General features: G+C 62.5%; 20 protein-coding genes. 12 read left to right on the forward strand and 8 right to left on the reverse strand.

Annotated elements, in window-relative coordinates:
• Nucleotides 1-106 precede the first annotated feature (106 nt).
• The 5 genes from pyk to ACEWFR_RS06685 all read left to right on the forward strand — a co-directional run bounded on the left by pyk (nt 107) and on the right by ACEWFR_RS06685 (nt 5,295).
• On the forward strand, nt 107-1,882 hold the full coding sequence (pyk, locus tag ACEWFR_RS06665; protein ID WP_374060288.1) for a pyruvate kinase: 1,776 nt from the start codon (nt 107-109) through the stop codon (nt 1,880-1,882).
• Nucleotides 1,883-1,947: 65 nt separating this feature from the next.
• Entirely contained in the window at nt 1,948-2,289 is a 342-nt protein-coding gene (locus ACEWFR_RS06670; RefSeq protein WP_374060289.1) for a hypothetical protein, read from the forward strand.
• 153 nt (nt 2,290-2,442) lie between these two features.
• Nucleotides 2,443-3,114 (forward strand): NfeD family protein, encoded by a 672-nt coding sequence (locus tag ACEWFR_RS06675; protein WP_374060290.1) that lies wholly within the window; start codon nt 2,443-2,445, stop codon nt 3,112-3,114.
• Between the two features lie 72 nt (nt 3,115-3,186).
• Entirely contained in the window at nt 3,187-4,368 is a 1,182-nt protein-coding gene (locus ACEWFR_RS06680; protein WP_374060291.1) for an SPFH domain-containing protein, read from the forward strand.
• Nucleotides 4,369-4,677: 309 nt separating this feature from the next.
• Nucleotides 4,678-5,295 carry a MarR family transcriptional regulator gene (locus tag ACEWFR_RS06685; RefSeq protein ID WP_226040275.1) on the forward strand — a complete coding sequence of 206 codons (618 nt, stop codon included), beginning with the start codon at nt 4,678-4,680 and terminating at the stop codon, nt 5,293-5,295.
• 44 nt (nt 5,296-5,339) lie between these two features.
• Here ACEWFR_RS06685 and ACEWFR_RS06690 read toward each other — a convergent pair whose 3' ends face one another.
• The 3 genes from ACEWFR_RS06690 to yjjX form a co-directional block, all read right to left on the reverse strand.
• Nucleotides 5,340-5,990: an HAD family hydrolase gene (locus ACEWFR_RS06690; protein ID WP_374060292.1), complete on the reverse strand. Its 651-nt coding sequence runs from the start codon at nt 5,988-5,990 to the stop codon at nt 5,340-5,342.
• Between the two features lie 118 nt (nt 5,991-6,108).
• Complete coding sequence (locus ACEWFR_RS06695) at nt 6,109-6,330, reverse strand: hypothetical protein (RefSeq protein ID WP_098724641.1); 222 nt, start codon at nt 6,328-6,330, stop codon at nt 6,109-6,111.
• A 251-nt stretch (nt 6,331-6,581) separates the two neighbouring features.
• Nucleotides 6,582-7,106: an inosine/xanthosine triphosphatase gene (yjjX, locus tag ACEWFR_RS06700; RefSeq protein WP_374060293.1), complete on the reverse strand. Its 525-nt coding sequence runs from the start codon at nt 7,104-7,106 to the stop codon at nt 6,582-6,584.
• A 215-nt stretch (nt 7,107-7,321) separates the two neighbouring features.
• On the opposite strand from yjjX, the gene ACEWFR_RS06705 reads away from it, so the two are divergent.
• Both ACEWFR_RS06705 and ACEWFR_RS06710 read left to right on the forward strand, forming a co-directional pair.
• Nucleotides 7,322-8,302, forward strand: coding sequence for a transcription initiation factor IIB family protein (locus ACEWFR_RS06705; protein WP_097380621.1), 981 nt, complete (start codon nt 7,322-7,324; stop codon nt 8,300-8,302).
• Between the two features lie 1,000 nt (nt 8,303-9,302).
• Entirely contained in the window at nt 9,303-10,214 is a 912-nt protein-coding gene (locus tag ACEWFR_RS06710) for an NAD-dependent epimerase/dehydratase family protein (RefSeq protein WP_374060294.1), read from the forward strand.
• A 169-nt stretch (nt 10,215-10,383) separates the two neighbouring features.
• Here ACEWFR_RS06710 and ACEWFR_RS06715 read toward each other — a convergent pair whose 3' ends face one another.
• The gene (locus ACEWFR_RS06715; protein ID WP_374060295.1) at nt 10,384-10,839 is read right to left on the reverse strand and encodes a universal stress protein; all 456 of its coding nucleotides are present in this window, start codon (nt 10,837-10,839) and stop codon (nt 10,384-10,386) included.
• A gap of 139 nt (nt 10,840-10,978) precedes the next feature.
• On the opposite strand from ACEWFR_RS06715, the gene ACEWFR_RS06720 reads away from it, so the two are divergent.
• Nucleotides 10,979-11,593, forward strand: a complete 615-nt coding sequence (locus ACEWFR_RS06720; protein ID WP_374060296.1) for an N-acetyltransferase family protein — start codon at nt 10,979-10,981, stop codon at nt 11,591-11,593.
• 43 nt (nt 11,594-11,636) lie between these two features.
• Here ACEWFR_RS06720 and ACEWFR_RS06725 read toward each other — a convergent pair whose 3' ends face one another.
• Both ACEWFR_RS06725 and ACEWFR_RS06730 read right to left on the reverse strand, forming a co-directional pair.
• Nucleotides 11,637-13,118, reverse strand: a complete 1,482-nt coding sequence (locus ACEWFR_RS06725; RefSeq protein WP_374060297.1) for a tripartite tricarboxylate transporter permease — start codon at nt 13,116-13,118, stop codon at nt 11,637-11,639.
• The gene (locus tag ACEWFR_RS06730) at nt 13,118-13,738 is read right to left on the reverse strand and encodes a tripartite tricarboxylate transporter TctB family protein (RefSeq protein ID WP_374060298.1); all 621 of its coding nucleotides are present in this window, start codon (nt 13,736-13,738) and stop codon (nt 13,118-13,120) included. The genes ACEWFR_RS06725 and ACEWFR_RS06730 overlap by 1 nt, the downstream gene beginning before the upstream one ends.
• A 178-nt stretch (nt 13,739-13,916) precedes the next feature.
• Here ACEWFR_RS06730 and ACEWFR_RS06735 point away from each other — a divergent pair, with 178 nt between their 5' ends.
• Nucleotides 13,917-14,591, forward strand: a complete 675-nt coding sequence (locus tag ACEWFR_RS06735; protein ID WP_374060299.1) for an MBL fold metallo-hydrolase — start codon at nt 13,917-13,919, stop codon at nt 14,589-14,591.
• Nucleotides 14,592-14,880: 289 nt separating this feature from the next.
• On the opposite strand, the gene ACEWFR_RS06740 is transcribed toward ACEWFR_RS06735, so the two are convergent.
• Nucleotides 14,881-15,924, reverse strand: a complete 1,044-nt coding sequence (locus ACEWFR_RS06740) for a zinc-binding dehydrogenase (protein WP_374060300.1) — start codon at nt 15,922-15,924, stop codon at nt 14,881-14,883.
• Between the two features lie 372 nt (nt 15,925-16,296).
• Between ACEWFR_RS06740 and ACEWFR_RS06745 the strand changes: the two genes are divergently transcribed.
• Nucleotides 16,297-17,304 (forward strand): tripartite tricarboxylate transporter substrate binding protein, encoded by a 1,008-nt coding sequence (locus ACEWFR_RS06745; RefSeq protein ID WP_374060301.1) that lies wholly within the window; start codon nt 16,297-16,299, stop codon nt 17,302-17,304.
• Between the two features lie 183 nt (nt 17,305-17,487).
• Here ACEWFR_RS06745 and ACEWFR_RS06750 read toward each other — a convergent pair whose 3' ends face one another.
• Nucleotides 17,488-18,138, reverse strand: coding sequence for an MBL fold metallo-hydrolase (locus ACEWFR_RS06750; protein ID WP_374060302.1), 651 nt, complete (start codon nt 18,136-18,138; stop codon nt 17,488-17,490).
• A 232-nt stretch (nt 18,139-18,370) separates the two neighbouring features.
• Here ACEWFR_RS06750 and ACEWFR_RS06755 point away from each other — a divergent pair, with 232 nt between their 5' ends.
• Both ACEWFR_RS06755 and ACEWFR_RS06760 read left to right on the forward strand, forming a co-directional pair.
• Nucleotides 18,371-19,060: a 4-carboxy-4-hydroxy-2-oxoadipate aldolase/oxaloacetate decarboxylase gene (locus tag ACEWFR_RS06755; protein ID WP_374060303.1), complete on the forward strand. Its 690-nt coding sequence runs from the start codon at nt 18,371-18,373 to the stop codon at nt 19,058-19,060.
• A 154-nt stretch (nt 19,061-19,214) separates the two neighbouring features.
• Complete coding sequence (locus ACEWFR_RS06760; protein WP_374060304.1) at nt 19,215-19,991, forward strand: IclR family transcriptional regulator; 777 nt, start codon at nt 19,215-19,217, stop codon at nt 19,989-19,991.
• The last annotated feature ends 83 nt before the right edge of the window (nt 19,992-20,074 follow it).

The raw sequence follows: 20,074 nt of genomic DNA on the forward strand, positions 1-20,074 counted from the left end.
GACGGTCGAGATGGCAGACGACGGGCTCAACGACGAGCCGCCGAGACGGGAACTCGGCCGCGAGTAAGAGGCCATCTTTTAGGCGATGCTGGCAGTATCGTCCGACATGAGAAATGCGAAGATCGTCTGTACGCTGGGGCCGGCGTCGAACGATCGCGAGGCGATCCGAGACCTTGCCGCGGCCGGGATGTCCGTCGCGCGGCTGAACGCGAGTCACGGCAGCTCCGAGGATCGCGCCGACCTGATCGATCGGGTCCGCGCGGTCGACGAGGAGCGAACGGAGCCCGTCGCTGTCATGCTCGACACGAAAGGCCCCGAGATTCGGACCGCGCCGCTGCCCGACGGCGAGACGGTGTCCCTCGAGACCGGGGCCGAAATTCGGTTCGTCGAGGGCGAGGAGGCGACGTCGAACGTGGTCGGGCTCTCGGTGTCGATCGATGCCGTTGAGCCGGGGGACCGGATCCTGCTCGACGACGGCCTGATCGAGACGACCGTCCTCGGGCGCGAGACGCGCGCTGCTCACGAGAGCGACGCCGTTCGCGCACGGGTCGACACCGGCGGCGAGTTGGGCGGCCGCAAGGGAGTCAACGTTCCCGGCGTCGAACTCGAACTCGACGTCGTCACCGAGAAAGACCAACGGGACCTCGAGTTGGCCGCCGAGAAAGGGGTCGACTTCGTCGCGGCGAGTTTCGTCCGGGACGCCGACGACGTCTACGAGGTCGGCGAGGTCCTCGAGGAAGCGGGTGCAGACATTCCGATCATCGCGAAGATCGAACGCGCCGGCGCGGTCGAAAACTTAGACGAGATCATCGATGCCGCCTACGGTGTGATGGTCGCGCGCGGCGACCTCGGCGTCGAGTGTCCGATGGAGGACGTGCCGATGATCCAAAAGCGGGTCATCCGCAAGTGCCGCGAGGCGGGCCGGCCGGTCATCACCGCGACGGAGATGCTCGACTCGATGGTCCACGCTCGACGGCCGACGCGCGCGGAGGCCTCGGACGTGGCCAACGCCGTCCTCGACGGCACCGACGCGATCATGTTGTCGGCCGAAACGGCGGTCGGTGATCACCCGATCGCCGTCGTTGACGCGATGGACAGCATCGTCCGCGAGGTCGAAGGATCCGACGAACACGCGGAGTTGCTCGAGCAGCGCGTGCCCGCTTCGGGTGATGCCCGGACGGATGCGCTGGCTCGCTCCGCGCGCTTTTTGGCGCGTGATATCGGCGCTGACGCGGTTGTCGCCGCGACGGAGTCCGGCTACACCGCGCTGAAGACGGCAAAGTATCGCCCCGGTGTGCCGGTCGTGGCCTCGACGCCGAGCCAGTCGGTGCGCCGCCAACTCGCGCTGACGTGGGGCGTGACCCCGCTGTACGCGAACGTCTCGGATCAGGGCGCCGACGCCGTCGTCGAGAAGGCGGTCCAGGCCGCACTGGACGCCGGCGTCGCCGAGAGCGGGGACACCGTCGTCGTCCTCTGTGGTATGATGACCGATCTCGAGGGGGCGAACACGACGAACATGCTGAAGGTCCACGTCGCCGCCGACGCGCTGACGACGGGACAGGTCGTCGTCGAGGGCCGAGCGACCGGACCGCTCGTCCGCCTATCGGACGGCGACCTCTCGGACGTGCCCGAGGGAGCGATCCTCGCTCTCCCCGCGGCGTTCGACGAGGAGTTCGCGGGCGAGACGGGACGGATCGCAGGCATCGTCAACGCCGAGCGGGGAATGACCGGTTATCCGGCGCTGGTCGCGCGCGAACTGGGGATCCCGATGATCAGCGATGCCGACATCACGGAGCTACGGGACGGCGAGACGATCACCGTCGACGCCGAACGCGGCATCGTCTACGGCGGAGATATCGGTGACCAGCCCGAGCGACCCTGAACCGACTCGGTCGCGGCCGACGGTCGGACCGCGGCTTTTTGACGACTGGACCAATACGGACGAGTATGAGAGATGAATCGTCCGGGAGCGGGGACGACGAGTGGGGTGCGTCCGGCGACGACGAATGGGGTGACCCCGATCGGCTCGACCGACCGAACGACGGCGATCAGACGGACCGAGATGACCCCGATGAGGGCTGGGACCGGATCCCCATCGACCTCTCCGGCGGGAGCGACGACCGAGAGACCGACGAGGACGACGCGTTCGAGGACGACGAATACGGGCCCGAAGCGAGTTCGACGCCGATCGAGGGCGGCGATCCGGACCTCGAGAACGCGCTGTTCGTGCTCCTGGGTGCGGTCGCGATGATGCTCGTCATCGTCCGACTCGTAATGATTATTGCCTGACGGTTCCGTTTCGGCGTGTCGTCGCCGGGCCGTTTAAAACGCCGATTTGGCTTCGAAATCGGGGTCACCCTCGGAGTCGCTCTTTGTCGTCTCGATAAAATCACTTGTGAAATGCGGTAAACATTTAATCGGGACAAGCCCCAACCCTCGTACATGGTCGAATCTCTCGTGGGGAACATACCGCTGTTGTTGCTGGTTGCGGGACTCGTGTTGATGGTCCTCGAGGCCCTCTCGCCGGGTGCCCACCTCATCGTTATCGGAATCGCGCTGGTCGGTGCCGGACTCATCGGGCTTCTCTTTCCGCCGGTGGCGAACGTGCTCGTGCTGGCGGGGCTGACGCTCGTGATCGGACTCGCCGCGGCGTACGTCTACCGGGAGTTCGACTTCTACGGCGGGAAGGGGTCCGGTCGGACGACGGATTCTGACTCGCTTTCCGGGCGCACGGGGTACGTTACCAAGACCGTCACGACCCGAAGCGGCGAAGTCAAACTCGACGAGGGCGGGTTCGCCCCCTACTACAGCGCGCGGACGACCGACGGCACGATCGAGGAGGGCGAGGAGGTCATCGTCCTCGATCCGGGTGGCGGAAACGTGCTAACGGTCGAATCCGTCAGTGCGATCGGCGAGGACGAGATCGATCGCGCGCTCGCACAGGACGCGGCGTCCGACTCCGACGATGGAGCGAGTGCCGACGAGACCGGCAGCGTCGGCGACAAACCGACGGCGGAAACTGAGGTGGACGATATCGACGCGCCGGTGTCTGAACCCGACGCGGACGACATCGACGAGTCGGTCTCCGAAACGGAGACCGAGCAGTCGGGATAATCCGTGCGACTATGTCGCATATGTTGCCGAAATAAGGGAACGCTTTTCTCCCCACCCCCGTAACTCCGGAACATGGTGGTACCATTGGTTCCAATGCAGACAGCCGGCGCTGCCCTGTTAGTCGTCGGTGCCCTCGTCCTCGTCGTCGTTATCGCCGCCTTACTCAGCGCGATCGAGATCGTCAACGCCTACGAGAAACGCGCCCTCACCGTCTTCGGCGAGTACCGCAAGCTGCTCGAGCCGGGGATCAACTTCGTCCCGCCGTTCGTCTCGAACACGTACGCGTTCGATATGCGAACCCAGACGCTGGACGTCCCCCGGCAGGAAGCGATTACGCGCGACAACTCGCCGGTAACGGCCGACGCCGTCGTCTACATCAAGGTGATGGACGCCAAGAAGGCGTTCCTGCAGGTCGACGACTACAAGCGCGCCGTCTCGAATCTCGCCCAGACGACGCTCCGTGCCGTGCTGGGTGACATGGAACTCGACGACACACTGAACAAACGTCAGGAGATCAACGCCCGCATCCGCACCGAACTCGACGAGCCCACTGACGAGTGGGGGATCCGCGTCGAGAGCGTCGAGGTCCGCGAGGTCAACCCCTCGAAGGACGTCCAGCGCGCGATGGAGCAACAGACCTCCGCCGAGCGGAAACGCCGTGCGATGATCCTCGAGGCGCAAGGTGAACGCCGCAGCGCCGTCGAGAAGGCCGAAGGTGACAAACAGAGCGAGATCATCCGCGCCCAGGGTGAAAAGCAGAGTCAGATCCTCGAGGCGCAAGGTGACTCGATTTCGACCGTGTTGCGCGCCCGCTCCGCGGAGTCGATGGGCGAACGTGCGATCATCGACAAGGGAATGGAGACGCTCGGCGACATCGGTCAGGGTGAGTCGACGACGTTCGTCATGCCCCAGGAACTCACCTCGCTTGTCGGCCGCTACGGCAAGCACCTCTCGGGTAGTGACGTCGAGGAGGACGGTTCGGAACTCGAGAGCCGCGAGTTCGACGACGAGACCCGCGAACTGATCGGCCTGGACGATATCGCCGAGATCATCGGCGAGATCGACCAGGAAGCGGATATGGATGTCGAAGCGATGGAACAGGAAGCCCAGGCCATCAAGGAAGGGAAGGATCCGGCGAACATCTCCGATCCCGACGAAGTCATCGAGGAGATGGATCAGGACTTCCAGAGCCAGGCCGACGGCGGCACCGAGATGCCCGCCGACGAGGCGGACGAGTCGTCGACGACCGACTGAACGGCCACGACCCGCGCGCGACACGGTCGGTGCAGGATCGGTTCACAGTCGCCGTTCGGGTCGCCTCGCAACGCTTGTTTCGCAGTTTGTGTCGCGAACCCTCGAGCGGTGCTCATACACACACCACACTCGACCCGGTCTCGAGCCGTCTCCCGTCTCGAGCCCGGACGGTAACGACGGCGAGTCGTCTCTCCTCCGCTTCGTCCGTCGATTCGACCCACGTATTGAATCCCTAACCAGTACTCCTCGGAGAACAAAGCGGAGCGAAACCTGTTTTACGGGCCGCGTCCTTGGAGACAGTAGGTAGGTATGACAGGATCCGATGGGGTCGACGACGATAAACGAGCGACCCTGCGCCGATTCGCCGCCCTCGGCGCCGCCTCCCCGCTGGTCGGACGATCGGATTCAGCGGCGGCTGATACGGGTGAAAGCGACGCGCGCGACGCGATTGCGGGCTATCTCTCCACGACGCCCGGTGCGCACTTCTCGAAGATCCGCGACGACCTGCAACTGGGTACCGGCGAGACTCAACACCACCTGCGCCGGCTCGAGGAACTCGACGCCATCGAGCGCTATCGAGACGGCGACTACAAGCGGTTCGTCACCGCCGATCGATTCGACGAGTTCGAGAAGGGCGCACTCGGCTACCTCCGACGGGAGACGCCCCGCGGGATGCTGATCGAACTCCTCTTGAACGCCGACGCCACCGCCGGCGATCTCGCCGACGCGCTCGACGTCTCGGCGCCGACGGTGAGCAAGTACGCCGGCGAACTCGAGGAGGCCGGACTCCTCTCGCGCGACGACGGCTACGCTGTCGAACGGCCGGAGACGGTGCTGGTGCTCGTCGTCGGCCACGCGGACTCCTTCGGCGACCGCGCGCGCACGCTCGCTCGAGACGCGGATCAGTACCTCGAGTACCAGGGATAACGGATTTTCCGCCGGTAACGAGTAGTTACTCGCCTTCGGGCCGACTAGTCGACCAGCGACAGCAACTCGGTCAGCGACTCGATCTCGTCGGTCGCGTTCGGCGGTCGCTCGCGCTCGCGATTGTGCGGCCGTCGGAGGAACGCGGTCTCGAGGCCGGCCGCCCGGCCGGCCGTGATGTCTTTCGGGGAGTCGCCGACGTAGAGCCCGTCCGTGATATCGAGTCGATCGAGCGCGTCCTCGATGTAGTAGGGATCGGGCTTGCGCCGCTCGTATCCCTCGAACGTCGGATCTCGCCCGCGGACGACGTCGAAGTCGAATCCGAACCGGTCGGCGACGAACTCGGCTGTTTCCTGCCGGTTGTTGGTGACGAGACCGATCGCAGTCTGCTCGCCCAACTCGCGGATCGCGTCGATATCGTCGTAGGTGCCGCGCTCGCCCGAGCGTAGTCGGTCGTGGGTTCCCCTCGAGGCGTAGGATTCTTTCAGTTCCCAGAACCGTGCCGGATCGATGTCGAGTGCCTCACAGTGCGTTCGGATCCGCTCGTGGTCGTGATTGCTGAAGTCACGACGTTGGGCCGCCGTCGGCTCGGCACCCAGTTCGGCGAGGGCGGCGTCGGCCGCGTCTGCGTACACCTGCGGATCGGTCCCGGGGCCATCGAGGATGACCCCGTCCATGTCGAACAGGACGGCCGTCATTCATCGTGGGGAGAGGGACCACAGGAAAAAGAACGTTCGGCATCGCTGCCAGCCGTTGCTCGTCGTTCCAAACGATCAGTAAATTACGAGCGCACGGGATCGAGCCGACGATGCGGCGTTATATGTCGACTTTCCAGGTGGTACTCGAGGAATACCCCCACTTTTCGATCTCGACATCGTAGTCGCCCTCCTGGAGTGCGGTGATGTTCGAGCCGACCTCTTTCGCCGTCATACCGAGCTCTTTGCCGATGAGGCGAGATTTGAAGTACGACTTCGTCGCCGCGTTGTTTCGGAGGTACTCCAGAATCTGCTGTTGTTTGCTCGTGAGGTCGGGGGCCATTGCAGTGCTCATACACGGCCGGAAGATAGGAACGGCCTTAGGGGGTTTGGTACGTCCGGTTAACCCGCTGCAGTCATGCGGTTTTCACCGGCAGTAAGCAATCAATAACCGGGTGGAAAGCTTTCGTTGGTACGTCCGGTTAATATATATCACCCCGCGACTATCGTTTGTCCGTGACGGTTTCCGGGCGACGGGATCCGGTCGGGGACCGAGCGGAGAGCAGCGAACGCGACCGCGTGCGGGAGCGATCGTCAGTCGTCCGCGTCGTAATACGCTGTTACGAACGGGCCGAACGAGGACGCAACTGCCTGACCGAGCGCTCGCGTCCGATCGGTCAGTCCGGCGGTGAGCGCGCCGGCGGCCCCGTTGGACTCGGCGACGCCCTCGGTCCCGAGCAGGTCGTCCATCACCGGACCCAGCTCCGAGCCGTCCGCGACCTGCTCGGCGACGGTATCTGGGAGACGAAGTGTCGGGCCGCCGCCGCGCTCGGTTCGATCCCCGTCGGTGACGGCACCCCACATGATCAACGAGAGCCCCGGCGCTCCCTCGAGCCGAGCGACGCCGCCCTCGAGACCGACCCCGAAGTCGGCGTCGGTCCCCGCGAGCGCCCGTCGGGCCCGATTCTCGGCACCCCTGACGGTCTCCTCGATCGATCGCGGCTGCTCGCTCACCCCGGAGTCGACGGCGACGGCGGTCACGCTCGGTTCGTATCGCTCGAGCGTTCGCTCGACGGCGGTGATCTTGACCGGGTTCGTACTGCCGACTGCGAGTTCCATACCGCCTATTCGAACGGGACGAAGTTGGAGGCACCGTTTCAGCGTCGCTTCGTTTTACTGGGGCGATCTCACATGATTATTCGTCGAATTATCCAATTTGACGGGATTTCCGGCCGAGATTTCGAAACTATTAAACCTCGAGTGTCTGAACGTGGAAGGTAACGGATCCGTCCGGGCTTTTGCGATCAGTTCGGCCGGCCAGCAATCGCCATCGTATGACTAACGCACCATCGAACACGAGAGTACGACGTAGCGAACCCGAAACGAACGAACAAGAGACCGAAAGCGAGCAAGAGGATCTGGCCTGCCCTGAGTGTGCGGGCAACCTCGTCGTCGACGACGAACACGGCGAGACGGTCTGTGAGGACTGCGGACTGGTCGTCGAGGAGGACTCGGTCGACCGCGGCCCCGAGTGGCGGGCCTTCGACGCCGCCGAGAAGAACGAGAAGTCCCGCGTGGGCGCGCCCACGACGAACACGATGCACGACAAGGGGCTCTCGACGAACATCGACTGGCGGAACAAGGACGCCTACGGGAACTCGCTGGGATCCCGGCAACGGGAGAAGATGCAGCGCCTGCGCAAGTGGAACGAGCGCTTTCGTACCCGCGACTCGAAGGAGCGCAACCTGAAGCAGGCGCTGGGCGAAATCGACCGGATGGCCTCCGCGCTCGGCCTCCCGACGAACGTCCGCGAGACCGCCAGCGTCATCTACCGGCGCGCGCTCGACGAGGACCTGCTGCCGGGCCGATCGATCGAAGGCGTCTCGACGGCCTGCGTCTACGCCGCCGCCCGCCAGGCCGGCGTCCCCCGGAGCCTCGACGAGATCGCGGACGTCTCCCGCGTCGAGAAAAACGAGATCGCGCGCACCTACCGCTACGTGGTCCGCGAACTGGGCCTCGAGGTCCAGCCTGCCGACCCCGAGAGCTACGTCCCCCGCTTCGCCTCGGGACTCGAGCTCTCCGACGAGGCCGAGCACCGCGCGCGCTCGCTGCTCCAGAACGCCAAGGAGAAGGGCGTCCACTCGGGCAAGTCGCCGGTCGGCCTCGCGGCCGCCGCGGTCTACGCCGCCGCGCTCCTGACGAACGAGAAGACCACCCAGGCAGCCGTAAGCGATGTCGCCGACATCTCCGAAGTGACGATTCGAAACCGGTACCACGAGCTCCTCGAGGCCGAGGAGACCATCGGAATGGCCTAACGAACGCAGTATCGAGCCGCGACGACATCCCGTTTCGTTCACGAGCGTCCCGCCGATAGCGCTGTGTTTTGTATCTCGATCGGACGTCCGCTACGGTCACCGTCGATCGTACTGCCTCCGCCGTCAGTTGCCGGTGAGCGATCGGCTTTCATTCGTCTGTGAAACCGTCGGCCCTGCGCGGAACGATCCACGATAGAACGTCCTCGAGACGGTCGAAAGCACGTCTGAATAGAATACATATGAAACAGGACATAATATCGAAACAGACAAGAAATTTATCAATCGAGAGGCGCCAGAGTATACTTTGAAGATAATGGTATTTATCGGATATAAGCCACCATACATGGCTAATATATTCCAATTTGAGTTAATATGGGCTGTATAACGGAGATATACATCCGTAGAGGGCACTATGATGGAGAGATCACAGTGGCGTGATCGATCGATACTGAACTATCGCTGAAAACCGCTCATACGGCTTTTATACGGATACTGGGCGTATATTCATTTTCTATATTTTGAATTGATAGCCAAGTACAGACCCTCCCTTTTCTTGATATATAATTTTTGAATGTATATACTTATATTGAGGCTAGGGCACGATTGGATGGCGTTTTGTCCAGTGTCGTTCGCCATTCCGACGAGGACGACGATTTCGACCGGTCCGGAGACGACGGTTTTCGAACAGTGGCTACCGATCGACTCGACGGAGTCCGTCTCGAGTCGAATGTGGATACGGACCGTATCGGGGCCAATATCCTCGAGGAAAACGGTGGCGTTTCAATCATGTCGAATTAATTCCCGCGATACCGGGGCAATTCTCGCACTGAATTACAACCCTATACCTGTAAATAGAACGCGGCTATTCGCCGGCTGATCCAACGATGTTGAAAGAGGAATCGCGATTCGTATCAGGATAGTCAGCCGGTGTCAGAACTGTGAGCAGTCCCGGACACGTGGGGAAAGTTTAAATGCACCTCTTTCATAGACATCCGTATCAATGGCTAAGCAGCGCGTCCTCGTTACGGGCCCGTACGGAGAAGCTGGCGAAGCGATTCTCAATTATCTCCTGGACGATGACCGGTACGAACTCACGTTTCTCAACCGAAGCGACCATCCGGAGTACGAGACGCACGTCGCCGACATCGCCGACTACGAGGCGATTCGTCCGGCGTTCGACGGACAGGACGCTGTCATCCACCTCGCCGCGCAGTCGGACGCCGGTGCTGACTTTCAGGACGTCGTGGATCCGAACATCATCGGCACGTACAACGTTCTGAAGGCGATGGAGGACGCCGGCGTGGAGAAACTCATCTTCGCCTCTTCACAGCGCGTTATGGGCCTCTACGAGGAGGACCACGCTCCCGAACTCTACGAGGAGGACTATCCGAGCGAGTACGACCCGCTGCGGCTCACCCACGAGACGTTGCCGAAGCCAGACGGCTACTACGGTGCAACGAAGATGTTCGGCGAGCACATCTGTCGCACCCACGCGCGCCGCGACGGCGCGCCGAACCAGGTATACTCGCTTCGCATCTCCAGCGTCCGAACGGCGGCGTACGATCATCCCTACGGCGACGCCGAACGCGGCGTCGACCGCAGCGAGGAACACAAACTCGGTGACGACGACGAGGTCTGGGACCAATCACAGACCGGTTCGTGGGAGCGAGGCAGCGAGGAATACCAGGAAATGGTCAAGCGGCTCAAAGCCTCCTGGACCTCCCAACGCGACTTTGCACATCTGCTCGAGTGCTGTCTCGAGGACGAGACGGTGACCTACGATACGTTCTACGCGGTCAGCGACAACGACGCTCGCTGGTTCGGCATCGAGCACGCGAAGGCAGTCCTCGGGTACGAACCGAAGGACAACGCCTCGGAGTGGGACAGCCCGCCGGCCCCCGACGACGAGTGACCGAATCGGTACGACACTGGATCGCCAACGGCACGCGATGGTTGCGATCCGCGAACTATCGACCGAACGGCGAGTAACCGCGGGTACGAACCGAACTGTACCGGCCGTCTCGTTCGCTCGAGCCCCGCCGAGAACGAGTCGACGCCGTCGGATTACGCCTTCCTCGCGATCACTTCGATTTCGTCGTTACCGTCGCCGGGCCGTCGAACCGGAGCAAGACCGATTGTGCGATGTCGCCGAACAGCGCCTTGCCCGTCGGCGACCGCTTCCGTCCCGAGACGAACACGTGATCGCAGTCCTCCTCGTCCGCGACCTCGATGATCTTCTTCGGCAAGCTCCCCGCCGCACCGAGCGTTCTGACGGTCACGTCGTCGCTGAACGCCCGCTCGGCAACCGCCGTCGCGTCGGCCTTCGCCTCCTCCTCGATGATGTCGATGGTCGTTGCCTGGTTTCCCTCACGCGCGTCGTTGCGGGCGTCCTGCTGGTACTGGTCCCGGTCGATAAACATGCAGACGACGAGCTCGGTATCGGTGCCGGTCGCGTACCGGTTCGCGGCGTCTAGCAGCCGTTCATCTCTGTCTTCGTCTTCGTCTCCGTCGGTTAGCACGACTAATGCGCTGTGCATAGTGGCAGTTCGGCCGTTAGTCATAAAAATCTACGTTTCCGCTCACTGTCGGCTCGACCGACGGATAGCCGGGAACGGGACGCCTCACTCGAATACGTTCCCGCCAACGTTTACGGTGAGTCTCAACATAGCAGTCGGTATGAGCACCCGACGCAAGACGGACAGCTGTTCCTCCTGGGACAACGCCGAGTGCGAGGGAACCCCTCACTGTCCCCCGCGGTGTCCACGGTTTACCGACGGGCGGGGCGTTCCGTCACTGGTTCGGCCGTACCGGGCGACCGATTTCGAGGCGCTCGCGGCGATGTACGAGGAGTTCGACGAGTCGGTCTCGACGATGGGACTACCCCCGCTCACCCGGTCCCGGATCGAGGACTGGCTCGCGACGTTGACGGCCGACGGCTGGAACCTGGTGGCACTGTCTGGCGATCGGCTCGTCGGCCATCTCGCCGTTACCCCGGCCAGCGCCGTCGAGCCCGAGTTTGTCGTCTTCGTCCACACGGACTTTCAGAACCGGGGTATCGGCACGGAGCTGCTCGAGCAACTCGTCGCGTACGCCGACGCTGGCGGTCACGAATCGCTCCGGCTCACCGTCGCGATCGACAATCGGCGGGCGATTACCGTCTACGAGAACGTCGGCTTCGAGACGATCGACCGATCGGGACTGAGCGCGGAAATGTGTCTCCCCCTCGAGTCACCCCTCGTCGATCGTGTCCGGCAGCCGCCGGCCGATCGCTACCGTCGATCCCACTCGTAGCAGATGCGTTCTGGCGGTGGAAAAAAAGTGCGGTTGTTCGTCGTTATGCGCGGACCGCTCGGATCGCCGGCAGGGCGATCGCCGCCGTGCTCAATAGAAGCACGACGACGACGATCGGACTGGTGTAGAAGATGTCGAGCGAGCCGTTGGAGAGCTCGAGCGAGCGACGCAGGTTCGACTCGGCGATCGGTGCGAGGATCAGTCCGAGCACCATCGGTGCGAGCGGATAACCCTGCAATCGCATCACGTATCCCAGGGCGCCGGCCGCGAGCATGATCCACACGTCGAAGACGTTCCCGTTGAGTGCCATCGCTCCGACGATACAGAGGATCAAAATCACGGGCCAAAGCAGGGACTGCGGGATCGTGATCAGGCGCGCCCAGTAGTTCGCCCCGAAGAGGCCGAACAGCAGGATGAAGACGTAAATGATGAGGAAGCCGACGAAGATCGTGTACAGCAGGGCGGGCTCGTCCTGGTAGAGCGCCGGTCCAGGGTTCACGTCGTGGACGAGCAACGCGCCGATGAGGATCGCCGAGACGGAGTCGCCTGGGATCCCGAGGGTGAACGTCGGGATCAGCGCACCGCCGGTGCTCCCGTTGTTTCCGGCTTCCGCTGCTGCGACGCCCCGAATGTTGCCGTCGCCGAACGCCGGCGTCGCGTCTTTGAGCCACCGCGTGGCCTCGTTGTACGTGATGAAGGCGGCGATGTCGCCGCCGGCACCGGGAATCGAACCGATGAGGGACCCGATAACACCCGATCCGACGGAGACGGGCGCAATCGCCTTCAGATCCCCTATCGACGGGAGATAGCCTTCGATTTCTTGATCGACCTGATTCTGGTCGTCACTGATGCCCTGCGAGTACTTCCGGAGCCCCTCGGCGATCCCGAAGAGGCCGATCATCACGGCGATGAATTCGACGCCGGTGAGCAGTTCCGGAACGTCGAACGTGAACCGCTGGTATCCCGTCACCGAATCGATACCCACGGTCGCGACGAGCATGCCCAACAGTCCGGAGATCATCCCCTTCGTGACCGAATCGCCGCTCACGCTGGCGATGACCGTCAGGCCGAAGACGGCCAGCGCGAAGAACTCCGGCGATCGAAACCGAAGTGCCGCGTCCGCGATGATGGGGGAGAAGAACATGAGCATGAAGACGCTGATGACCCCCCCGACGAACGACGCGATCGTACTTACCCGAATCGCTCGCCCGGCATCCCCGTTCTGGGAGAGGGGATAGCCGTCGAAGATCGTCGCCGCGGCCGACGGCGTCCCCGGTGTCCGGATGAGGATTGCCGGAATGGATCCCGCGTAGACCGCGCCCCCGAAGATACCCAGCAGGAGCATCATTCCGTTCGCCGGATCCATCGTATACGTAAACGAGAGCATGACCGCGATGGTCATCGTCGCGGTCATCCCGGGGATCGATCCCATGAGGATCCCCAGCAGGACCCCCGCGATCATGAGGGCCAACGTGACCGGATCCATTACGTTCGCGAACCCCTGAACGATGTGTTCGATCGCCATTATATCACCCCGAGGGGCAGTTGCGGAAGGAGTCTCGAGACGGGGATGATCCCTTCAGGTAACGGAACCATGAAGATTCGGTCGAAGACGTAAAACAACACGATCGGAAAGCCGATCGAGACGGCCGCGATCGTAGGTTTCGAGCGGACGCCCGAGTAATATAGTATGACCGGCAGGAACGCCATCGATCCGACGACGAAACCGGCGATCGATATCACGAATATGTATCCGACCAGGGATACCAAGACGATCGCCGGGGGCGCCAGTTCATAGTCACTAAGATCGAGTTCGCTGTCGTCGTCAACGACGAGATTCACGATCGCGAAGACGATAATTCCCGCGGACAGCATAATGGGGAAGAATCCCGGCCCGAGTTCCCCATCCTCGGGGAACTGGTTCGCTTGAGCGATAACAGCGAGCGCTAACAGTATAAACACTATCGAAAGCGGATTCGATTTCACGTTACCCACGTCGATTTGTTGAACACGCCGTGTTATTCGTTTTATGACCATCAGTTTTCCGCCCTTGTTATAGCGTAACTCCCACAGCTCACTATAAATTTGCTGGTGTCGATCGATGAGGGGTGACAGGGTGGTGACTGCGTTCCGATTGCTCCCCAAAATTCGGATCCCGCGGCCCGCAGATCGAAACGGGCCGGTGGGCTTCGAATTACTCCGCTACTCTCCGAGCGCGGTTTCGGTCGCTCCTCCTCGTCGAACGCCCGCCGAACTCCGCCGGCCGACGGCTTCGGGCCACCGATACATTTAATTAGAGCTGCGCCGCAAACGGTAACTGACAATGACTTTGAGCAGTGTAACCGACGGCATCGATCAGATACAGTTCGATCACGTTCGAGTGCTGGTGCTCGAGGACGTCCCGGAGGGGAAGACGACGCTGATCGACACCGCCTTCGAGGAGAACGGTGCGGAACTCGTCGAGACGCTGGAAGCGGAGTACGGCGACGTCGACCGCGTCATCCTCACCCACGGTGACCACGGCCACCACGGCGGCCTCGCGCACGTGATGGATGCGTTCGACCCTGAACTCGTCCTGCCGGCGGACGAGACGAAGCTGTACGACCACCTCGAGGAGTCGGACCTCGACGTCGAACCCGATGTCGCCTACGAGGACGGCGATCTGCTGGCGGGGAATATCCGCGTCATTCAGGTGCCGGGTCACACGGAGGCGACGTCCGCCCTGTTGCTCGAAGATCGGGACATTTTGATCTCCGGCGATACGCTCGACGGAGCCGACCGCGGCGGGCTGCCGGCCGGATACCTTCTCCCGCCGCCGGCGCTGTTCAACGACGACCACCGGGCCGCCGAGCTCAACCTCTACAACCTGCTCGAGTACGACTTCGAGACCCTGCTCGTCTTCCACGGCTCGCACGTTTTCGAGGACCCAAAACAGAAGCTCGACGATTTCCTCGTCGAGCGAGAGTGGAACGAGTGGGACCCGCGTACCGACGAGTGAGCGGTCTAATCGACGGGCGAACTGCCACGTCCCTCGGAATCGATCTCGTTTCGACGAACTGGTTTTGAAATCGGGAGTCGACGTCCCCGTGGTATGGGTAGTCGATGTTCCCGTGGTATGCAACGTCCGTCGCGCGTTCGCTCGAGCGGTCGTGAATTGGGACCGGATCGACCGTCGGTCCGCTCACTCGACGCCACGACGGAATCGGTGCCACGTTCGAAGAGAGAATGCTCCGTCTTCGCGGGTACTCGTCCGGGCCGTCCGGCGGTCGTACTGCCGTACTGACGGACTAGTCGCGCAGCACTGAGACGTCGAAAATCGGCTTGCAAGTTTCGCCCTCGAGGAACGTCTCGAAGGCCTCCTCGGCCTCGAGCAGGCTGAACCGATCGTCGAGGAACGTCTCGTGATCGACATCGCCTGAGCCGATGAGCCTGAGCGCGCGCTCGAAGTCTTCGTACATCGCACTGTAGGTACATTGAAGGTCGATTTCCGATCGAACGAGCGGCGTGAAGTCCATCGTTGCTTCGCCTGTTTGCCCGACCAGAACGATCTGGCCGCCTTTTCGGACCTCCTCGGCTGCCATTGGCAGTCCCGAGGGGTGACCCGTCGTATCGAAGACGACGTCGTAACCGACGCCGTCGGTCAGGGCGTCGCGATAGTCCTCGAGGTCGTCGTCCTCGATGTTGAGCGCCGGGAAGCCCAATTTCTCGGCGAGGGGCAGGCGATAGGAGGTGTCCCGTCCGACGCCGGCGACGACGACTTCGGCACCCTGAGCGTCCGCGACCTGCGCCGTCAGAACGCCCATCGGTCCGGGGCCGGCGACGAGGACGCGATCGCCCGGCGCGACTCGCGAGTTGCGGATCACCGCTCGAGTCGTGATGGCGGTCGGTTCGACGAGCGCTGCGTGTCGCGGCTCGACGTCGTCAGGAACGGAGTGGAGGGCCGACTCGGGGGCAGTGACGTATCCCGCGTACGCGCCGTTGTGGTCGATACCGGTGAGCGCCATGTTCTGGCAGACGTTCTCCTGCCCGATTTCGCACTGATAACAGTCGCCACAGCCGCGGATTGGCCGTTCGACGACGCGGTCGCCCGGTGCGAACTTCGTGACCTCGGCGCCGGCCTCGACGACTCGGCCAGTGTACTCGTGTCCGATGATCGTCGGTAGCTCCATCCGCTCGAACGCCGATTTGAATCGGTAGATACCGGCGTCGCTCCCACAGAGCCCCGCGTAGTCGACTTCGATCAGTACCTCGTCGCACCCCGGATTCGGTCTCTCGATGTCGATGAGTTCCATATTCCCGGAGCTACGACTGGTCTTGGCTAGTCCGCGCATATTCTCACCACATCGCCGTCGGTGTATAAACTTACGGATCGTGCGGAACTTCTCGATCGGCGGACGCGGACCGACTCGACTACGGGGACTCGTCGGGTGTTTCGGGTCGACGCGTGTGCCGCAATGGCGGGTCCACTGAGCGCTCGATCGAACGGGAGAACCGTCGGGATTCGCCGACGATCCGGAACTCGGAGGACGAGCGTTAGTCCCGACGACCGTCGCGTCTCGGCGGTACTCGGCGTCCGAAGCCGACCGGGCGGACGCGGAACACGGTCAGCTTCGAGAGATCCGATTCGGATTCCGCTATCTCCCACCGAGCCGACAACGCCGACCAAAAATTATAAATGATAACAGATCCACGACTTGGGTAGAATGGTACAAGATGCCAATGGGGATAGTAGCGATCGTACCGTGTTGAACCGCCGAAACGCCATCAAGTCACTCGGTGTGACGGGGGTCGCGCTGACGGCTGGCTGCATCGGTGATCTGAACGAAGACGAAGAGTGGCCGTCGCGACCGGTCGAAATCGTCTCGCCCTGGGCGGCCGGCGGTGGGGCCGACAGAACGAGTCGAGCGGTCGCGGATGCGGCCGAGAACCACACCGAAGTCAGCTGGAACGTTTCGAACCAGACCGGCGGCTCCGGCTCCGTCGGGATGAACGCAGCGGCCAACTCGGAGCCCAACGGCCAGACGATCGGCTGTACCGCGCCCGAAATCGCGCTCTTCGAGCACCTCGGTATCGCCGAGCTCAGCCCCGACGACATCACGCCAATCATGCAGTACACGGAGATGCCGGCGGCGCTGGTCGTCAACAAAGACGCAGAGTACTCCACGTTAGATGAGTGGATCTCGTACGGCGAGAGCAACGAGTTGCAGATGGCGAACTCGGGGAATGGCTCCTCGTGGCACATGGCCGCGGCCGGCATCGCCGACGAGGCGGGAGTTCAGGTTGAACACGTCTCCTACGACGGTGCGGCACCCGCTATGACGGCCGTCGCCAACGGCGAGGCCGACTGCACGGCGGCTGGGGCGGCCGAAGTCGCACCGCAGGTTCAGGACGGCAACCTGCAGGCGCTGGGCGTCGCGTTCGAGGAGCAGGTCGATGCGCTCCCCGACACGCCGACGCTGCAGGAACAGGGACTCGACATTCAGATCGGCTCCTGGCTGGGTCACTTCGCTCCGGCCGGCATCGACGACGAGACGAAATCTGCGATCGTCGACGTCTACGAATCGGTGTACGAGGACGACCAGTTCGCGGAGTTCATGAACAACAACGACTTCATGCGGGTTCAGCGCGGTCCCGACGAGTTCAGTAGCTTCCTCGATGAGCAATACGAGTACTACGGCAACCTCGTCGAGGAACTCGACATTAGCGGGTAGGACGCGTTCGAACGTCGCGCCGTTTCCAATTTTTGTCATCCGCGAGTGCCGCCGTCGGTGTACTGTTCCTCGTCAGTTTACGGAAATTCGGGACGCGCTCTGCCCCGGACTGACCCGCTGCCGAACGTGTACACAATCTCGATCAGCTGACGCGTCACTGACGACGGCAGCCGTCGGAGATCTCTAGTCGTAGGCGAGGGTCCACTCACGATCGAGCAGCCAGTCGTTGAGCTTCCCGAGCGGGTCCTCGTGGACGCTGGTCCCGTGGTGGACCAGTATCGCGTCGATGTCGTAGTCGAACAGTTTGACCAGGTTCCGTTCCGCAGCGGCGTGGCTGTCGTCGTTGAACTGTTCGGCCGGCGGTACGAGGTAGCCCGGCGGCAGACCGCGTCGGTCCGACCCCTCGAGCGCGTCGCCGGCGATCACCGTCTCGTCGTCCTCGAGCAACAGGGCGGTCGTCGCGACCGTATGACCTGGGATTTCGATCGCCCGGATATTTCCGTCCAGCCGGTCCTCGTCGCCGAACTCGACGTCGGGGTCGACGTCCAGAGCCTCGTAGAAGTGCTCGGCACCCGCCGGCACGGCGAGTTCCGGCTCGAATCGATCTAGCAGTGCCGGAACGCCGCCGAAGTGTCCCTCGTCCCCGTGCGTGATGATGACGCGATTGAGACCGCCGAACTCCGACTCGACGATCTCGGCCAACTCCTCGCCGTCGTCGGGGAATGCCGCGTCGACGAGCGTCACGGTGTCGTCGGGTCGGTCCTCGAGGGCGAAGACGCGGATATGGTCGAACTCGATTGCGTGAATCCCGTCGGTGATTTCTTGAACGGACATCCGTACCCGTTCGTTCGGGGGAGACACGAAAGGGAGACACGAAAATTCCCACCGATCGGTAATTCCCGCCAGTCCAGTTTCGCGTGATCGAGCCGTCCGCTCCCGGCTGATACTGCACCTCGAATGTAACACGGATTCGGAAGTCACCCGACGCTCGCGACCGACTATCGCTGTCCGAGCGACGGTTCGGTGGATCGGCAGATTAAGGTGCGCCGCTCTCGTCGACTCGATCATGCACACGATAGAGCACGACGTAGAGCGACCGGACCGCGACGTCGTATCGGGTTTCAAAGAGATTCCGAGCACCATCGTCTCGGACGTGACCGGAAATATCGGGCTAACCATGGACTCCGGAATCCGACCCGCGTACAGCGGCATCGAGATGGCCGGGACCGCGATCACCGTGAACGCCGCACCCGGCGACAACCTGATCATTCACAAGGCGATCACGATGGCGGAACCGGGCGACGTCCTCGTCATCGACGCCGAGGGATTCACCGAGACCGGCCACGTGGGCGAACTCATGTGTACCTCCTGTCAGGCCAACGATCTCGCCGGCCTCGTCATCGACGGGAGCTACCGCGATAGCAGGGAGCTCGGCGAGATGGAGTTCCCCGTCTACGGCCGCGGTACCCATCCCCGCGGGCCGCTCAAGCAAGATCCCGGCTCGATCAACGTCACCGTCTCCTGTGGCGGCGTCACCGTCGACCCCGGCGACGTCGTGGTCGGCGACGACGACGGTCTCGCCGTCGTCCCGAGCGAGAGCGCTGAAGCCGTTCTCGAGCGTTCATACGAGAAGCTCGAATCCGAAGACGATGTCCGCGAGGACGTCGTGGCGGGCGAGTACCTCTTCGAACGCAACGGCTACGACAAGTTGTTCGAGGACATGGAAGTCGTCGGCCCAGAAGACTCGATTCAGTAACCGCCTCGTCCGACTGTTTTCGCGTAATCTGTCGGTCCAAACTGGTCGCGATGACGAGTTAGTACACCATCCACTGGCTGATCGTAACTCGAGCGGATTCAACATAGTCGAAACGAGCCGCAGCGCTTATTAGACCGTGGGAGAATAGCACAGTATGGCCGACGGAGAAACAACGGATACACGACGGCTGAAGAGCGTTGGTCAGTCGTTCACAATTATCGAATACTTGCGGGAGGGCGAGGGGGCGACACTCTCGGAGCTGGCAGACGATCTCGAGTTGCCACCGAGTACGGCGCACATCCACCTCGCGACGCTCGTCGAGACCGGCTACGTGATCAAAGACGACGGGGAATACCGCTGTAGTTTTCGGTTCCTCGATACCGGGGGTCAAATGCGGGATCGCATGGCGCTCTATCAGGCGGCGAAGCCGGAGATCGACGATCTACGGCGCGATTCGGGCGAACACGCCAATATTACGGTTGAGGAGAACGGCTACTCGGTGCAGCTGTACAAATCCCAGAGCGCAGAGTCGATCGACGACAACGCGGAACTCGGTAAGCACCTCCACCTCCACTCGACCGCGACGGGCAAAGCAATACTCGCACAACTCTCCGAGGTGGAGCTCGACGCTATCATCGAGAAACGGGGATTACCGGCAGTCACCGATAGCACGATCACGGACAGGGGTGCACTGCTGGAGGAGCTAGCGGAGATTCGGGATCGAGGGTACTCGATCAACCGCGGCGAACACTTTCCCGGCGTCTGCGCCGTCGCAACTTCAATAACGTCGAAACCGGACGGTATGATCGGTGCGATCAGCATCAGCGGGCCTCTCAGTCGGATGGGGAGCAATCGGATCGAAGACGAACTCGCTCCTGCGATCCTGGACAAGAAGAACATCATAGATCTGAAGATTCGACAGTACGAGTGATCGCTGAACCGTCTGAAACGGGAGAATAGACGCTCTGAATGATACCGGCACCCCCTTACTGGTCCGATCATATCCGAAATCCA

The sequence above is a fragment of the Natrinema sp. H-ect4 genome (assembly GCF_041894845.1).
Classification (GTDB): domain Archaea; phylum Halobacteriota; class Halobacteria; order Halobacteriales; family Natrialbaceae; genus Natrinema.

Excerpts from the sequence above, each read along its gene's own strand:
- ACEWFR_RS06710 (WP_374060294.1), top strand. The coding sequence starts at position 9,303 with ATGGCTAAGCAGCGCGTCCTCGTTACGGGCCCGTACGGAGAAGCTGGC.
- ACEWFR_RS06680 (WP_374060291.1), top strand. The coding sequence starts at position 3,187 with ATGGTGGTACCATTGGTTCCAATGCAGACAGCCGGCGCTGCCCTGTTA.
- ACEWFR_RS06740 (WP_374060300.1), bottom strand. The coding sequence starts at position 15,924 with ATGCGCGGACTAGCCAAGACCAGTCGTAGCTCCGGGAATATGGAACTC.
- ACEWFR_RS06760 (WP_374060304.1), top strand. The coding sequence starts at position 19,215 with ATGGCCGACGGAGAAACAACGGATACACGACGGCTGAAGAGCGTTGGT.
- ACEWFR_RS06750 (WP_374060302.1), bottom strand. The coding sequence starts at position 18,138 with ATGTCCGTTCAAGAAATCACCGACGGGATTCACGCAATCGAGTTCGAC.
- ACEWFR_RS06695 (WP_098724641.1), bottom strand. The coding sequence starts at position 6,330 with ATGGCCCCCGACCTCACGAGCAAACAACAGCAGATTCTGGAGTACCTC.
- ACEWFR_RS06690 (WP_374060292.1), bottom strand. The coding sequence starts at position 5,990 with ATGACGGCCGTCCTGTTCGACATGGACGGGGTCATCCTCGATGGCCCC.
- pyk (WP_374060288.1), top strand. The coding sequence starts at position 107 with ATGAGAAATGCGAAGATCGTCTGTACGCTGGGGCCGGCGTCGAACGAT.
- ACEWFR_RS06715 (WP_374060295.1), bottom strand. The coding sequence starts at position 10,839 with ATGCACAGCGCATTAGTCGTGCTAACCGACGGAGACGAAGACGAAGAC.
- ACEWFR_RS06705 (WP_097380621.1), top strand. The coding sequence starts at position 7,322 with ATGACTAACGCACCATCGAACACGAGAGTACGACGTAGCGAACCCGAA.
- ACEWFR_RS06735 (WP_374060299.1), top strand. The coding sequence starts at position 13,917 with ATGACTTTGAGCAGTGTAACCGACGGCATCGATCAGATACAGTTCGAT.
- ACEWFR_RS06755 (WP_374060303.1), top strand. The coding sequence starts at position 18,371 with ATGCACACGATAGAGCACGACGTAGAGCGACCGGACCGCGACGTCGTA.
- ACEWFR_RS06720 (WP_374060296.1), top strand. The coding sequence starts at position 10,979 with ATGAGCACCCGACGCAAGACGGACAGCTGTTCCTCCTGGGACAACGCC.
- yjjX (WP_374060293.1), bottom strand. The coding sequence starts at position 7,106 with ATGGAACTCGCAGTCGGCAGTACGAACCCGGTCAAGATCACCGCCGTC.
- ACEWFR_RS06685 (WP_226040275.1), top strand. The coding sequence starts at position 4,678 with ATGACAGGATCCGATGGGGTCGACGACGATAAACGAGCGACCCTGCGC.
- ACEWFR_RS06675 (WP_374060290.1), top strand. The coding sequence starts at position 2,443 with ATGGTCGAATCTCTCGTGGGGAACATACCGCTGTTGTTGCTGGTTGCG.
- ACEWFR_RS06745 (WP_374060301.1), top strand. The coding sequence starts at position 16,297 with ATGGTACAAGATGCCAATGGGGATAGTAGCGATCGTACCGTGTTGAAC.
- ACEWFR_RS06725 (WP_374060297.1), bottom strand. The coding sequence starts at position 13,118 with ATGGCGATCGAACACATCGTTCAGGGGTTCGCGAACGTAATGGATCCG.
- ACEWFR_RS06670 (WP_374060289.1), top strand. The coding sequence starts at position 1,948 with ATGAGAGATGAATCGTCCGGGAGCGGGGACGACGAGTGGGGTGCGTCC.